At 58.2% G+C, this 16,601-nt stretch carries 9 protein-coding genes and 1 tRNA gene; 7 read left to right on the top strand and 3 right to left on the bottom strand.

Annotated features, from left to right (window positions below; translation table 11 throughout):
- Positions 1-31: 31 nt before the first annotated feature.
- From PSR62_RS17620 to PSR62_RS17635, 4 genes are all read left to right on the top strand, one after another.
- On the top strand, positions 32-1,954 hold the full coding sequence (locus tag PSR62_RS17620) for a sulfatase family protein (RefSeq protein ID WP_274404312.1): 1,923 nt from the start codon (positions 32-34) through the stop codon (positions 1,952-1,954).
- A gap of 27 nt (positions 1,955-1,981) precedes the next feature.
- Positions 1,982-3,175: an aminotransferase class I/II-fold pyridoxal phosphate-dependent enzyme gene (locus PSR62_RS17625; protein ID WP_274404313.1), complete on the top strand. Its 1,194-nt coding sequence runs from the start codon at positions 1,982-1,984 to the stop codon at positions 3,173-3,175.
- Positions 3,176-3,328: 153 nt separating this feature from the next.
- Positions 3,329-3,402: transfer RNA gene (locus PSR62_RS17630), tRNA-Ile, on the top strand.
- Between the two features lie 23 nt (positions 3,403-3,425).
- Complete coding sequence (locus PSR62_RS17635; RefSeq protein ID WP_274404314.1) at positions 3,426-4,616, top strand: pseudouridine synthase; 1,191 nt, start codon at positions 3,426-3,428, stop codon at positions 4,614-4,616.
- Between the two features lie 452 nt (positions 4,617-5,068).
- Here PSR62_RS17635 and PSR62_RS17640 read toward each other — a convergent pair whose 3' ends face one another.
- A complete protein-coding gene (locus PSR62_RS17640; protein ID WP_274404315.1) occupies positions 5,069-5,401 on the bottom strand; it encodes a hypothetical protein in 333 nt (110 codons plus the stop codon).
- A 211-nt stretch (positions 5,402-5,612) separates the two neighbouring features.
- On the opposite strand from PSR62_RS17640, the gene PSR62_RS17645 reads away from it, so the two are divergent.
- Positions 5,613-8,690 (top strand): hypothetical protein, encoded by a 3,078-nt coding sequence (locus PSR62_RS17645; RefSeq protein WP_274404316.1) that lies wholly within the window; start codon positions 5,613-5,615, stop codon positions 8,688-8,690.
- A 253-nt stretch (positions 8,691-8,943) separates the two neighbouring features.
- Positions 8,944-9,939, top strand: a complete 996-nt coding sequence (locus tag PSR62_RS17650; protein WP_274404317.1) for a DUF1559 family PulG-like putative transporter — start codon at positions 8,944-8,946, stop codon at positions 9,937-9,939.
- Between the two features lie 179 nt (positions 9,940-10,118).
- Here the strand turns inward: PSR62_RS17650 and PSR62_RS17655 are convergent, their stop codons facing one another.
- Positions 10,119-11,096 (bottom strand): hypothetical protein, encoded by a 978-nt coding sequence (locus PSR62_RS17655; RefSeq protein ID WP_274404318.1) that lies wholly within the window; start codon positions 11,094-11,096, stop codon positions 10,119-10,121.
- Between the two features lie 203 nt (positions 11,097-11,299).
- Positions 11,300-12,595: a cytochrome-c peroxidase gene (locus tag PSR62_RS17660; RefSeq protein ID WP_274404319.1), complete on the bottom strand. Its 1,296-nt coding sequence runs from the start codon at positions 12,593-12,595 to the stop codon at positions 11,300-11,302.
- Between the two features lie 340 nt (positions 12,596-12,935).
- Between PSR62_RS17660 and dnaE the strand changes: the two genes are divergently transcribed.
- Positions 12,936-16,535, top strand: coding sequence for a DNA polymerase III subunit alpha (gene dnaE, locus PSR62_RS17665; protein WP_274404320.1), 3,600 nt, complete (start codon positions 12,936-12,938; stop codon positions 16,533-16,535).
- Positions 16,536-16,601: the final 66 nt, after the last annotated feature.

The following is a 16,601-nucleotide window of genomic DNA, read 5'->3' on the forward strand; positions in this document are numbered from 1 at the left end:
CAATCTCCCGCCTCCTTCAAAGATCCCCCTCATGCTGAAATCTTGGATTGCCGCCGCTTGGGTCGGCTGTTGGTTCCTCTCCCCTGCGTTGCTGGCGGGCGTCTCCGCCGCCGATTCTGACACGTTGCCTCCGCCGAACATCCTGTGGCTGACCAGTGAAGACAACGGGCCGCAGCTGGGCTGCTACGGTGACGACTATGCCGACACGCCGAACCTGGACAAGCTGGCAACTCACTCGCTTCGCTACACCAAATGTTGGTCCAACGCCCCCGTGTGTGCACCAGCACGCACCACGTTGATCTCAGGCATGTACGCGACCAGCCTGGGCGGCGAACACATGCGAAGCGGCGTCCGCATGCCCCTGGATTTCGAGTACTACCCCACCGCCCTGCGGAAGGCTGGGTACTACTGCACCAACAACTCCAAGACCGATTACAACTTCGCCGGTCAGGCCGCGGTCAAGAGCTGGAATGAGTCCAGTGGCAAAGCCCATTTCCGCAACCGCGAGAAGAAAGACCAACCGTTTTTCGCGGTCTTCAATTTCACGATCAGCCACGAGAGCAAGATCCGCAACGAGCACAAATTGGTTCATGATCCCGACCAAGCCCCTGTGCCCGCGTATCAACCGAACGTTCCCAAAGTCCGTCGTGACTGGGCCCAGTACTACGATCGTCTGACCGAGATGGACGCGCAGTGCGGCAAGATCCTCCGGCACCTCGAGGAAGATGGTTTGTCCGATTCGACAATCGTCTTCTATTACGGCGACCACGGCAGCGGCATGCCACGCAGCAAGCGTTGGCCGTACAACTCGGGTTTGCACGTGCCATTCCTGTTGCATGTCCCCGAGAAGTACAAGCAGCTCGCGCCCGCCGACTACCAGGCTGGTGGAATCACCGACCGGTTGGTGAGCTTCGTTGACATGGGCCCCACCGCAATCAGCTTGGCCGGTGCGAAGCTGCCGACCACGATGCAAGGTGTTCCCTTTGCTGGCCCGCTGAATGGTGAATCGAAAGAATACCTGTTTGGCTATCGCGGCCGGATGGACGAACGAGTCGACATGGTCCGCAGTTGCACCGATGGCCGCTATGTCTACATCCGCCACTTTCATCCGGAGCGAATTTACTTCGCTTACATCGATTACATGTTCCAAACGCCGACGACCTTGGTTTGGAAGAAGATGTTCGATGACGGGGAACTGAACGAAATTCAATCCAAAGTTTGGCAGGTCAAACCGTTGGAAGAACTGTTCGACTTGGAAGCGGACCCAGACGAGATCAACAACTTGGTCTCCGACCCGGCGCATGCCCAACAGCTGGACACCATGCGGGGTGCCGTTCGCCAATGGATGAAAACCACAACGGACTTGGGTGTGATCCCAGAAGCAGAAATGCATCGCATGGCCGGCAAACAACCACCTTTTCAGTGGGCTCGATCCAGCGGTTTGGATTGGAACCACCTGGTCGAGATCGCCTGGGACACGACCACGTCCTGGAACGACCTGGACACTGCGAAGCTGCAAGAACTGCAAACGCTCTGCGCCAGCAAGTCCAGTTTGGATCGTTACTGGGGTGTTCGCGGATTGACGCTTGCGATCCTCTCACCGAATCAAAAGCTTGACGCGGACAAACTGGCCGTCGCGTTGGAGTCGCTCGAGCCGATCGCGCGGAAGGACGAATCGCCCATCGTTCGAGCAGCCGCTAGCGAAGGGTTGTTGGTTGCCGGAAGCGATTCGCAACGAACGCAGGCGAAGCAGATCTTGATTCAGCTTGCCGACGTCAACCAGGAAGGGCACTTTGTCGCGATGACGGCGCTCAACCTGATCGACAACCACCGCCAAGCCCTCGACTGGAACGTTCAGCCGCTGCTAAAAAATCTGCCCACAAAAGGCAACGATCCGCCAGTGCGAGCTGAAAAGTACGTCTTCAATCTGCTCCAATATCTGTTGGCGCAATAGGACGTATCTTCCGACAGGAATCCACCGATGTCACTTCAACCGCTTCACGATCGTTTGAAATCCTTCGCCCAAGAGGGTCGCACGCGTAAGCTGCACAGCCGAAAGGTCGAAGGCGTTCACGTCGTCGAAGCGGATGGACGTCGGCTGATGAACTTTGGCGGCAACGATTACCTCGGTGTCATTGCCGACGAAACACGTGGCTGCGATTTGCAAGCCGCTTATGCAACCCACGGTGCTTCCGCCAGCGCGTTGGTTTGTGGCTGGACACCACGGCACGAAGCGCTCTCTCGCAGCATCGCTGAACTCGAACAAACCGAATCGGCGGTGGTGTTCCCCTCCGGCTACGCGGCCTGCTCGGGAACCTTGGCAACCTTGCCAAGCGAAGGCGACTTGATTCTCAGCGATGAACTCAATCATGCCTCCTTGATCGATGGCTGTCGTCTGTCCAAGGCCGAGCGGGTGATCTATCCCCACCGTGACTTAGACTTTGTCGAACACGTGTTGAGCGATCGCGCCGGCAAAGGCGGTTTGATCTGGATCGTCACCGATGGTGTCTTCAGCATGGATGGGGACGTGGCACCGTTGCCGCAGCTGGTGGATTTGGCGGAGCGTTTTGGTGCTCACTTGATTGTCGACGAAGCTCATGGGACCGGCGTGCTGGGATCACGCGGCGGCGGTCTCTGCGACGCGTTTAGTGTTTCCGACCGCGTGAGTGTTCGAATTGGAACGCTCAGCAAAGCGGTCGGCCACCAAGGTGGGTTTGTCGCGGGCCCCCAAGTCGTGATTGACTTGTTGGTCAACGCCTGTCGATCGTTGATCTTCAGCACCGCGTTGTCGCCGGTCGTCGCCGAAGGCGCTCATCGCGTGATTCAGCGGTTGCCGCTGTGGCAAGATCGTCGCGACCGGCTCGCCCACATGTCGCGACTGTTTCGCCGCCGCATGAATCGAGAGACCAGTGGTGTCGAAGCGGGAATTCCGATCATCCCCTTGGTCATCGGCGACGAAGCCGAAACCATCCGGTGCAGCGAAGCGATGCGTGAAAACGGGTTCTTTGTCCCCGCCATCCGGCCCCCCACGGTCCCGGCAGGACAATCACGTTTGCGAGTTTCGATCACCTCCGCCCACCGAGACCACGACATCGAATTGCTCGCCGACGTGCTGCATCGGGTCTGTCCCCAGCTGCAATCTGCCGAACTGGCTTCGGCGAGCGAGCAAGCCTGAACCGACGGTTTCGGATCTGAAAGCCCAATCGGGGCAGGAAATGGAGGTCGCTGGCCGCGGGGAACACCTCGACTTCATCCCCGACTCGGAACTTCATCACTGTCATAAACCCGGGTGGGCAGCTATCATTTGCCCCTGCGAATCTCGCATTTCGGGGCTGTAGCTCAGTTGGTTAGAGCTGGGAACTCATAATTCCTAGGTCGCGGGTTCAAGTCCTGCCAGCCCTACCTTTTCTTTTGCTCGCCCTCTCATGCCACGCCAACCCTCGTCCTCCAAATCCAAACGTCCCTCGTCTTCTTCCAAAGACCAGTCGACGTCCTCGGCAAAACGAATCAACCAATTGCTCGCGTCCGCTGGCTTTGGCAGCCGGAGGCAATGCGAAGAATTGATTCGTGAAGGACGCGTGGATGTGGACGACGAAACGATCACGGAATTGGGAACCACCGTCGACCCGAACGTCCAAAAAGTACGTGTCGATGGGAACTACCTGCGTCCCCAAAAGCTGGTGTATTACGTCGTCAACAAACCCGTTGGCATTGTGACCACCAACCGAGACCCCCGCGGTCGCCCTCGGGTGATCGACTTGGTGCCGCCGACCGAACGCGTCTTCCCCGTCGGCCGCCTGGATTTGTCCAGTGAAGGCCTGATCTTGCTGACCAACGATGGTGACTTGGCCCAAAAACTCGCTCACCCCAAATTTGGGATTCAAAAGGTCTACCGGGTCATCGTTGCGGGCGAGGTCCGCGGTGAAACGATGAAGAAGATGCGGGAAGGCATGTACATTGCCGAAGGCTTTGTCCAAGTCGACGGTGCCAAGATCATCAAGGCTCGCTCCAAAGCCACCGAGATGGAAATTCGGCTGAAAGAAGGCAAGAACCGCGAAATCCGTCGGATTCTGGCTCGACTCGGCCACAAGGTTCAACAACTCCGACGTGTCGCAATCGGCCCTTTGAAATTGGGCGACGTGCCTCGTGGTGCCTATCGCAAACTCACACGAGACGAAGTCGACAAGTTGCGTCGCAGCATCGACGCGGCCGAAAAGGCGGAACAAGCGGCCCCACCAGTCCGCCCCAATTCGAAGCAGTCGATCAAACGACGCCCCGGTGGTGCCAACCGCAATGTCGCGTCCCAAGGAACCGGGGCTCGCCCCGCAACCAAGGGCGTCCGAAAGGCCGTCAAAAAGAGTCGCTCAACCGACACGCGGGTCAAAGCGACCGCCCCGAGGACCTCCAAGGCAGTCAAAAAGCCAACGACCTCGAGTGGCGGTTCGACCGGCACCATCATCGGTGCCGATCCACCCAAAGCGTCCCGCGCCAAAGCCGAACGCGGATCCAACCCGGACATCATCCGCAAACGAACCGCTGGCAAGAAACCCAGCACAAGACCTGGCGGCGTGAAGAAAGGCCGCGGCAAAGCATCTCGCCGCGGCGGTCGTTCGTGACCACGGCGAATGCTTGGGTTGGGTGACCGCAGGGCGGACTTCCAAGTCCGTTCTCCCCCAGAGGCCATGCTGCGACGGGATGCCGTTCGTCAGCGGTTTTCCACCCGGTGCACCTCTCCCGAAACGAAGTTTTGGGGGAGGTCCAGCGATGCCATACAGGCGCACGCGAGGGTGAGAGCTGGGCATGGGGAGGCGGCGCGGATTGCCTTCCCCCGGAAATCTCGCTGAACGCTCGCTTTCCGCCCCCTCCCGCGTCTCGCGGGCGGGGTTCTTCAGGGCATTGCCAGCACGACACTTGTTCCCAGGCTCTGCCTGGGAACACACTGTCTTGGAGGCTCCGCCTCCGGATTCTGTCTCAGCAGGCGGAGCCTGCCGTGCATTGCGTTCCCAGGCTCTGCCTGGGAACGAGCAAAAGCCTCACGACCTCTTCCCGCCGGAGGAAACACACGATCTCAAAGGTCGTCGTCTTCGCCCAGCATTCCAATCGAGGAGAGCAATTCGCTCATCTCGGCGGCGGCGTGAGAATCGTTTTGCGCTCGCGCCTGTTCGATTCCGTCACGCAGAATCGCGCGAGCCTCGTCGACCCGTCCGAGATCAACCAACTGCTGCGCGGCCATGAAAAACGCGGGAACGTAAGGCGGGGTGTCGGTGAACAACTCTCGCAGTTTCACCAAACTCGTTTCATGCTCGCCTTCGGATCGATGTTCCATCGCCAAGGAATATCGCAAGAACGTGTCGGTGGGATCGTCCGCCAACATGGCTTCAATTTTTTCGCGTCGAGACATGAAACTCCATCGCTCGAAAGGGTGGCAAAGCTCGAAACACCGATCGCGACCGGTGCTTCTTTGGGGGGATCAAACCGCCCGTCGTCATAAATGACACAGGCCGAATTTTCGTCCAAACCGTCATCGTCGTTCAAATTCATTCAGCACGGAATACCCAAACAGCCGATACCACGATCGAATCACCCTTTCGTGTCACGAGACGAGTACAAAAATGTCGCGCGGTCTTTGTCAACTCATCACGCAATTGGCGTCACCACGCCGTCGCTTGCCGGTCATCATGGCCGCAGCGATGTTCGCGGCGTCCTTCAACGTCGGCCCGACGCCATGGACCTCCTCGGAGGCAAATCGCGTCGCAGCCCAAGAAACCACCGAGAACTCTGAGATCCAACAGGTTGTCGGGAAACAGCTCAGCGGACGCGGGACATCCCGTGGCGGTCTGTTCAGTGCCTTTGGCTCTGGATCTCAGACGTCCACGCGTTCGTCCAGCAACGGATTGCTTGGCAATCTGTTCGGCGGCAGCGGCTCGTCGTCCTCCAGTTCCAGCAACAGCGGTCGCACCGCGACCCCGGTCAACAATGACCGCAACGTTGATTGGAGCGGCATTCCGACGCACCGCAGTCAGGCCACCAGCACCGCTCCAAGCAACAGCAGTGGACCGGCACCTTTGCGTGACCCCAACGCGACTTCGCGTGTGGCTCAGCAGCCGAGTTCGCAACCAACCTCGCGGGTGCCGCAGCCACCCAAGATGGAAACCTCGATCACGCGTACCGCTCCCTCGACACCGATTCGCGTGGAAAGCAAATCGACTCCCGTCCCAGTCGTCCGCAGCACGCCCATTGCGATTTCACCTGTCAGAACCGAACCGGTCGAAATCATCCCGAAGGTTTCACGCCGAATCCTGAAGGTTGAAACAGAACCCACGATGGAAGAATTGTCTTCCACCGAATCGTCACGACGTCGCCAACCGGCCGTCGTTGCCAAGACGGAACCGAAACCCGTTCCGACCAAAACCCCTTCGGTCGATGTCGCCAAGGCAGAACCCAAGCCCCAGCCAAAACCAGTCGCCAAGCCGGCGGCACCGGTTGAGAAGGAAGCACCCAAGGTGGCCTCAAAACCGGCTCCTGCTCCGGCCCCGGCGGCGATCGCCCAAACAGCACCGGTTGCCAAGCCGGCACCTGTCGCACCGGCAAAACCCGTCCAAGCACCCGCAGCGGCCAAACCACCTGAAACCATTGCTCAAAGCCAACCGGTGACAACCCCGGCACCGGCTCCGCAACGGATCAGCCAACTGGTCCCACCCCAGAGCGTCGCTCTGGCACCGATCCAAGCTCCCGCGCCGGCCGTGCCTGCACCGATCGCGACACCTGCCAAGACGGCGTCGTCATCGATCACGCTGGGAGAAGCTCGTCAGGCACCTGCAGCAACGCAACCCAACGATTCCTTCGTGGCTGCCAACTCGCGTCCAGAGCCTCCACGCCAGCCAGTGGCAGTCCCCAGCGAAGCACCCACCAAGATGCAAACCTTTGGTGGTGGCCGAGCTGACACCCGACCATCTGGCTCGCTTTCCGCCAGCGGAGCAACCGACATTGCGTTGCGTCCCATCAGCGATCGCTTGCCTGTCGGTGCCGCAGATCAAACGGCTGAATCCGCCTTGGGTCAACCACAGTCGGCATGGCACAACTCCAACGGTGTTTCCCACGATCAGTTCCAACCGCGTGATCCGTTCCAGGCTCAATCGTCGGTGCCGGCACGATCGATTTCCGGCCCAGCCGCCAACGCTGGCCCGAACCACCCCGATTACCCCAACACGATGCGTGGAACAACGCCGGCTCCGGCTGTCCAGTCGGCCAAGGCCGTGCCAGCGTCGTCGACGTCCAGTGAGCTGCCCGGAATCCGGGTCATCACGGCCGGCCCTAAGAAGGTCATGATCCGCCAAACGCATCCCTACGAAATTCGTGTCGAGAATCGTGGCAACGTTGACGCCGAAGGTCTGGTCATTCGCGCCTACATCCCGGATTGGGCCGATGTGGTGGGCCAACAAGCCAGTCGTGGCGACGTGGCAGGATCGACTGAAAACAGTGTTCGTCAGCTGAACTGGCGAATCGAACACCTGGCAGCCGGCCAGTCCGAACGCATGCTTGTTCGCCTGAAAGCCGCTCGCAGCGGGACCCACGACCTGAACGTCGACTGGACCATTGCTCCACAACAGGAACGCATGCAGGTCGAAGTCCAAGAACCAGAACTCGCGCTCACCATCGATGGTCCCGATGAAGTCATCTATGGCCAATCGAAGACTTACACCATCCGAGTGTTGAATCCCGGCGACGGAGTGGCACCCAACGTTGTGTTCACATTGTCACCTGAATCCAGCACGCCGCAAAGCCAACGCATCGGCGACATCCCATCGGGCAAAGAAGCTCAATTCGAAGTTGAGTTGACCGCGCAAGATTTGGGGGACCTGAAGATTCACGGGTTGGCCAGCGGAGATCTGGAATTGAAGGCCGAAGCTGACAAAAACGTTCGCGTTTTGGCGGCTGATCTGGAAGCCGTTTTGACGGGTCCGGAACTCAAGTATCAAAACACGGATGCGATGTACCAATTGGAACTGACCAACCATGGCACCACCGCCAGTGACGATGTCTTGGCAACTCTCACCTTGCCAATGGGCGTCACCTACATCGGTGGCATGGAAGGCGCGTCGTTGATCGACAACCAACTGCGCTGGAAAATCGCCTCGTTGACCCCAGGTGCTCGTCGCAACTATCAGTTCCAGTGCCGTCTCGACGCCACCGGGCAACATGAATTCACGTTCAAGTGCAAAGGCAGTGCGGCGGGGCAAACCGGCGTCGCCTTGACGACCAACGTGGAAGCCATCGCTGACTTGGTTCTGTCGATCGAAGACCCGTCCGCACCCGCTCCGGTTGGGCAAGACGTCACCTATCAAATTGTGATTCGCAACCGTGGCAGCAAACCGGCCACCGACGTGCGTGCGATCGCTCAGTTCAGCCACGGCATCGAACCTCAGCAGTTGCTGGGCAACGATGGAAAGGTCATCACCGGTCAGGTGCTGATCAATCCCATCGCTCGGATCGACGCGGGCGAAGAAGTTCGCATGAAAATCGTTGCCAAGGCAGCCGAGGGCGGGCACCATCGCTTCCGCACCGAAGTCCGCAGCGGCGACACCATTTTGGTTGCCGAAGAGGCGACGCACTACATGAACGCTCGCAACGAGCGGATCAGCCGCCGCAGCGGCCCCGGTGGCAACGAGTTCTCCTTGCCACTGCGTTGATGTGACCCTGACTGTTCGCATTGCGACTCGCCCTTTGGTCACTCCAGGGTGATTCCGAGACCGAAGGAACGGGACGCAAGCAGCAGTCGAATTGGCGGGAACGTCTGATAATCAATCCAAAGGCGGCGTGATGGGAAACCAACACGCCGCCTTTTTTTGATAATTCATCCTTTTCCCAGCGAGGGGTTTGAGTGAAAATGGCCGCATGCCCTGCCCTGCCCCAATCCTCGCCCGCCGCCTCCATGGGGGAAAATTGTGTCTGCGCACAGACCGTGGACGCAATCTGAGCTGGAATCGCCCCATTCGTGAGGCATTCACGCTGGTGGAACTGCTGGTCGTGATCGCGATCATCGCCATCTTGGTCGGGCTGCTTTTGCCCGCTGTGCAGGCCGCCCGTGAAGCGGCACGCAAGGTTCAGTGCAGCAACAACCTCAAAAACATTGGGCTGGCGCTTCACAATTACGAATCGGTCTATCGAACCTTGCCCTGGGGTGCCAAAGGCGGTTGGGGGCCAAGCTGGACCACTGACATCCTCGCATTTCTCGAACAAACTCAGCTCGCCGAAATTGTTCCCTATGGCGAACGCGGGGGTGCCACGGGTGGATTGCCCGAAAGTGTCCGGTTCAGGCAACTCGCGACGGCGCCCGTGATGGTGTTTCGTTGCCCGTCTCAGCTTGGACCCACAGCACTGAGTCAACCGACCGACAAGATCGACGGTCGGGTTCGCAACACCTACCTTGGCAACGGGGGCAGCGATGTGAACTGGAACAATCATTCGATCTTCGGAACCACCGGTTTCGATCGTGGCAACGGCGTGTTCCGGGCCACTGATTTCTGCCACATCACGTCGGCCGGAGATGTTTGCGACAACCGCCCCGATCAGAAGCCGATCAACTTTGCCGGCATTCTGGATGGACTCAGCAACACCCTGATGGTTGGCGAAACGAGATACATCGATCATCACGAGTGCGGAGTCTGCGACCACTTCATGCTCTATCACGAAGATTTCGACGCCCTGAACGGCCAGGATTTCTCAGAAGCCTTGTGCTCACTCCGCCAAGGGTTCAACTTGCGAGACGTCTCCAAAGATGACTTGCAAATGTCACTTGGAAGTTACCATCCAGGCGGGTTGCATTTGTTGATGTGCGACGGCTCCGTTCGATTCACATCCGATTCGCTGAACGAAGATGTCCGACACGCCATCGGCAGTCGCAACAATAAAGAAGTCCTGGACGCCGACGACTTCTGAGTTCGCAGTCTCAGCTGGACTCACTAGCCCCGTTGTAAGCAGGCACGCAGACGTCGTCGGATATGTGAGCCGTTTGGCGTTCGCCACGGTTCCCGCGCATAACCGGGGCGAACGCCCAAACGGCTCACGGGATTCAACCCCATCGTTCCTGCTTAGCTGTCCAGCGTCGCGCCGTCGAACTAGCGAAACCAGTGAGCCATCGCGGTCGCGTGCATTTGCTCATACGCGTTGACCGTCGTGGATTCGTTGACATCGGGACGCAAAAACTCCGCGATCATCTGATCGGTCTGCTCCACTTTGCTTTCAATCCGGTGCATCCACAACGACTTCAACACACCAACACTGTCGAATAGATCGGCACGCATCATCATCATCACGCTGTCCGCGACCGCCTGATTCGCAGCCGGGAGCGAGGGTTGCTCGGCCACGTGCTTCTGGAATCCTTCCTTCATCGCCGCTCGGGTCAACCAGGCGACTGTTTCATGGGTGGGTGCCGTGCCGCATTCCCGAGCCGCATTGGCGTGTGACTGGGTCCGTGTGAGATCCATGCCATAGCGGGTCAATTCCGAATCATGGGCAGCGATGCTGCCGACCAGGACATCGATCCAACGTTCCGTCACTCGCCGCAGACGATTCAGTCGCACCGCGTCGGTGACACTGCAACCACGACGATCCAGGATTGCCCACTGAACGCGGTTGCGAGCTTCCAGATGCGACAGATGAATGGCTTGCGTGATCGGCGAACACTCATCGGTGCCGTTTCGGCGATCGATGCCGTCCCCGATCGCTGCCACCACACGTGTCAATGCTTCGCTGGCCAAGATCTCTTCCAACACGCCCATGTGCTCGGTCCACCAGCAACGCATGCGGTAGAAGTCGCCTGTCGCTTTCACACGATTGAATCTCGCCATGACTTGATGCCATAGATCCAAACGGTTTCGCGAGGCAGTCCAGTACCCCGCGATCGCTTCAGGTGAAATGGGACTGCGTTGCAACAGCATCGCTGGCCCATGGTAGGACAGGACGGAAGCAAGTTCGGTGAGCTGAACAACGTGCATGCAGAAACACTGGGGAACAAGTCGAAAGACATCCGTGGTCGAACCGGAAACGGAATGCAGACTTTGCGCCGCGGACGGCACGGCCAGCAGGACTTTCACCGCAAGTCACCTTCAACAAGGCACTTACAAAAACAGAGACGCCGAGTTGCCGACGCCACCACCGAGCCAACGTTGTAAAAACTCCACCTCCAGTGGAATCCTTGCAACATGTTTTGTTGTCGATCCGAGGACGCCTCGGGGGGGGCAGAACCTGCTATCACCAACAACCCGCGAAAAAACGGCGTCTCAAAGCCGCACGACCGCTACTTGCCAGAAGCCTGCACAAAGGGATCGCTCCATTTCTCCTCGGTCAAAATCGTGCGGTCAGTCAGCGTTTTCAAGAACGCCACCAGCGCGACCTTGGGGACTTCCGGCAGCGCCATCCCGTTGGCGGCGAAGTCATCCAGACGTCCGTCCAGGTTCGGGTGCGGCTTGATGCTCCAGTTGTAGTGTTCGACCACCTCATCCAGCGTGCGGAATCGCCCGTCGTGCATGAACGGTCCGGTCAGCTCCACGTTCCTCAGAGACGGCGACTTGAAACGTCCGCGATCCATTGGGGCGTTGCTGATCGCTGCGACTCCCAAATCGACGTCTTCTGTGTCGGCGTCCACTCCGTTGACGGCGGGAGTTGTCATCGTGAAGAACGCCGCTTGGCGAGCCGGTCGTTTGGAGGAGTCGTAAGGTTCGTCTGGACGGTGCGGGTTGAACGGCAACGCGTTGCTCATGTGACACGAGGCACAGTTCCCTCGGAACAGGAACACCTGCTTGCCCAAGTTTTCCTGCTCAGTGAAATTTGGAAACGGTCGGCGGTAGGATCCGGCTTGCGCAACCCCGATGTCATAGCGAGATTGAAACGAGACGATTGAACGCACGAACTGGGCCAAAGCCTTGGCGACCCGATCCACGGTGACCTCCGGTGATCCAAACGCTTTGGCGAACAGCGGTGGGTAGATCGGATCCCCTGCCAACTGTGGGATCAACAGGTCCAGGTCATGTCCCATTTCGATTGGGTTCTCAATCGGCATCAAGACCTGTTGTTCCAATGTGCGGGCGCGTTCATCCCAAAAGAATCGTCCGCGTTGATAGAAGCGAGCATTGACGAGGCTCATCGAGTTGCGAGGCACTTTCTGGCCGTCGAATCCAACGCTCAGTGGTTCATCATCGGTGAAGGACAATTCTTGTTTGTGGCACGAGGCGCACGAGACGGTGGCATTGGCCGACAGGGTTTTGTCGTAAAACAGGACTCGCCCCAGCGTCGCGCCGTCATCCGTCATCGGATTGTCGGCCGGCGTGTTGTCAAAGCGTTCCACCGCGGACCGAAAATGTTCTGGCCAATCGATGTCGCTGTAGTTGAACGGTGTCTCCGGCAGATTCAACTGGCGTGCGTCATCGGCCGTCGATTCCTCGACCGACGCAGGTTCCGCAGCGGAGCAACCTGAATCACGGGCTCCAATCGGGATGGCCCCCAGAACCGTCAACCAGCATCCCAGGGCCACCCCTGCAGCCACCCTGCCCCGCCACGTTCGCGAAGCAGTCCGTCCGATAGTCAGATTCGACATGATTGGCATCGTGGCGTGTCTCGGGAAGGCAGAAAATGAATGGCATCAGTTTAGCATTTCCGCAGAGAATGAAAGCCACGGCGGTGACTGCCCTGCCCTGCCCCGGCGGCATCCGTGTCCTGCCGTCGCCGTGGTGGGTTGAGATCCGGCCGAATCAGGCCCTGAGCCGGAACAAACTCGGGGTCGATGGAAATTGGGGGGGGGGCGTCGAACTCTCCGGGCCAGCGAATTGCCTTGCAAAACTGGGCGAACGTGGCAATCGAAAAATGCGAGTTTCTCTCTCGTGCCTGAACGGGTACAAACGTTGGCTGACGCGCCCCCTCGAAAAGGATTTTGCTGAATGTCGGATACGATTATCGCCCCAGAAATGAAAATTGAAGCGGCGACGGAAATGCCGGACGCCAAACCGTTTGTTCACCTGCATTGCCACAGCCACTACAGCTTGCTCGATGGGGCCGGTGATATCGGCAAGTTGGTCAACCGCGCCGTTGAACACGGGATGAATGCGCTGGCGTTGACCGACCACGGCAACTTGCACGGGGCGCTTGAGTTCTATCGCAAGGCGAAGGACGCGGGCATCAATCCGATCATCGGTTATGAAGCTTACATCGCACCGGGGAGTCGGTTTGACAAAGGCGGTGCCCGCAGCAGCAAAGCGGCCAGCTATCACTTGACTCTGTTGGCACAAAACCGAACCGGTTTCAAAAACCTGATCAAGCTCGCCTCGGCCGCTTCGCTAGAAGGCTTCTACTTCAAGCCTCGAATCGACAAAGAAATCCTCGAGAAGCACAGCGAAGGCATCGTTTGCTTGTCCGGTTGCGTCAGCAGCGAATTCAGCCGCGCGATTCTGAAGGGAATCGAAACCAAAGAACACGAAGAAGAAGCCAAGAAGATCGCGGGCTGGTTTCACAAAGTCTTCGGCGATCGTTACTTCATCGAGATCATGAACAATGATGTCGACATCCAGCGCACCCAACTCGAAGGTGCGGTGGACATCGCCAACAAGATGGGTCTGCCTTTGGTCGCGACCAGTGATTGCCACTACGTCAATCAAGAAGACGCGGAAGCCCAGGACATCATGTTGTGCATCAACACCGGGCGATTCCGCACGGACAACACGCGAATGAAGATGGAGAACGACCAGTTCTTTCTTCGCAGTCCACAACAGATGTACGAGAAGTTTCCGGGACTGGAAGACGCGGTCGGTCGTAGCCAGCAGATCGCTGACACGGTGGACATTGAACTCGAATTCAACAAGTACTTTTTCCCCAGCTTCCCCTGCCCTGATGAACTGACGCCGCTGGACTACCTGCGGAAGTTGTGCGAACAGGGACTGATGGAACGTTACGAGGGCGATGACGAACGCATCGTCGACGGCAAGCTTTCCGACGAGGTCATGGCCCGCCTCGATCGCGAATTGGGCGTGATCGAAAAGCTCAACTACCCAACGTACTTCTTGATCGTGTGGGACTTCGTCAACCACGCTCGCGACGTCGGCATCAGCGCGACCGCTCGGGGTTCCGGGGTGGGTGCGATCGTGTGCTACGCGCTGTACATGTCTCACGTTTGTCCGCTGCGTTATGACTTGTTGTTCGAAAGATTCCTCGATGAATCTCGAACCGAGCCACCCGATATCGACATCGACTTCGAAAAGGAACGTCGACTCGAAGTCATTGACTATGTGAAAGAGCGTTACGGCAGCGAAATGGTCTGCCAGATTGGAACGTTCGGTACGCTGGCAGCCAAGGCAGCCATCAAGGACACCGGGCGTGCGCTTGGAATCCCGCTGTCTCGCGTCAACCAAATCACCGAGTTGGTCCCGGACGAGCTGAAGATCACCATCGCGAAGTCGCTCGACAAGAGCGCTGACCTGAAGATGATCTACGACGGCGACCCGGAGATCCGCGAGTTGCTCGACCTGGCGATGAAGATCGAGGGACTGGCTCGCAACGTTGGCACGCACGCCGCGGCGGTGGTCATCGCCGACCAACCGCTGACCGAGTATGTGCCGCTGGGGCGGGTGCCTGGAAAGCAGGATGTGATCACCCAATGGGCGATGGTGGATGTTGAAGCATCCGGGTTGCTCAAGATGGATTTCCTCGGGCTTCGCAACCTGACAATCATGTCGCGAACGGTGAAGTTGGTCGAGCAAACGACCGGCAAAACCATTGACCCTTTGAAGTTCCCATTGGACGACAAACCCTCCTATGCCCTGCTGCAACGCGGGGAAACCAAGGGCGTCTTCCAGCTCGAATCAGGCGGCATTCGCGATCTGCTTCAGCGAATGAAGCCCGACACGTTCAACGACATCATCGCGACCGCCGCCTTGTATCGCCCCGGTCCGCTGGAAGGCGGGATGGTCGACGACTACGTCAACATCAAACACGGTCGGCAACAACCGGAGTACAAACACCCGGTCTTGAAAGAGATCTTGGAAGAGACCAACTCGATCATGGTCTACCAAGAACAGGTGATGCGGATTCTCAACCGCCTCGGGGACGTGCCGCTGGCCAAAGCGTACACGTGCATCAAGGCGATCAGTAAAAAGAAGCAGTCTTTGATCGATGCCAACCACGATGTCTTCATCGCTGGTTCGATCCGCAATGGGTTGGCAGAAAAAGACGCGGAAGACATTTGGAATCTGATCGTCAAGTTCGCTGGCTACGGGTTCAACAAGTCGCACTCCACTGCGTACGCGTTGATTGCCTACCAAACCGCGTATTTGAAAGCCCACTACCCCGTCGAGTTCATGGCGGCGTTGTTGTCCAGCGACATCTCGGGCCGAAACTTCAAACGCAAAGATGCTCTGATCGAGCACATGGAGGACTGCGATCGGATGGGCATTGAGGTGTTGCCACCCAATGTCAATCTATCTGACGCGGACTTTGGAGTGTTTGAGGGCAAGATCCCCTTCGCTCTGTCTGCGATCAAGGCCTGTGGTGGCTCCACCGCGATCAGCATTGAAGAGGAACGCAAAAAGAACGGGCCCTACAAAGACATCTTTGATTTTTGTGAACGAGTCGACCCGCACGACTGCAATCGCAGTGCGATCGAAACGTTGATCAAAGCCGGTGCCTTTGATTGCTTCGGTGCCAAACGAAGTCAATTGGCCTCCGTGCTCGAACGGGCCATGCAGGCCGGTGCGAAAGTACAAGCCGACAAAAAAACCGGGCAAGCCAGCTTCTTCGACGCCTTCGATGAAGACGAAGAGGAGGACTCCGACGGTGATTCCAGTGCGGCAACACCGTTGCCGGACATCGAAGAATGGCCTGATCGCGAAAAACTGTTGGCTGAAAAAGAAGTTCTGGGCTACTACTTGGACAGTCACCCGTTGGCCGAGTTTGAAAACAAGCTGGCGACGTTCCGTACCCACACCACCGAATCCATGGCGGATTGCAAAGACCGCGATGAAGTCATCGTGGGCGGAATGATCAGCAGCATCAAAATTGCTCACACGAAGAACCCCAAGCCAGGGGCGCCCAGCAAGTACGCGAACTTTGACTTGGAAGACATGGCCGGCAGCGTACGCTGCATCTGCTGGCCGAAAGGTTTCGCCGTGTGTGGCGAACGCATCCAACCCGATGCCGTCGTTCTGGCAAAGGCCAAGGTCGACCGTCGCGGCGGTGGCGATGAAATCAATCTGATCATCGACGAATTGACACCGCTGGACGAACTGGATTCACGCTACACGCATGGCATCCGCATTCGTCTGGACGAGGCCGAACACGATGAGAAAACGGTTTCCAACGTTCGCGAAATCGTCCGCGGCTACCCAGGCAACAAGGATTTGTTGTTGGCGATGCAGTTGTGCGAAGGCGAGACGGTGCACTTCAAGGCCGATAAATTCCGCGTCGACATCACCCCTCAACTCCGCGAGCGGCTGGACGACTTGCTCGGAACCGGGCACTACAAGTTGCTGATGAGCAAACCGCAACGCTGAGTGCCGAGGCCCTGTGACCCTGAAAACGCGGGAACCGACGGTTCGGTTCCCGCGTTCGGAAATCTC

The sequence above is a fragment of the Rhodopirellula sp. P2 genome, assembly GCF_028768465.1.
Taxonomy (GTDB): domain Bacteria; phylum Planctomycetota; class Planctomycetia; order Pirellulales; family Pirellulaceae; genus Rhodopirellula.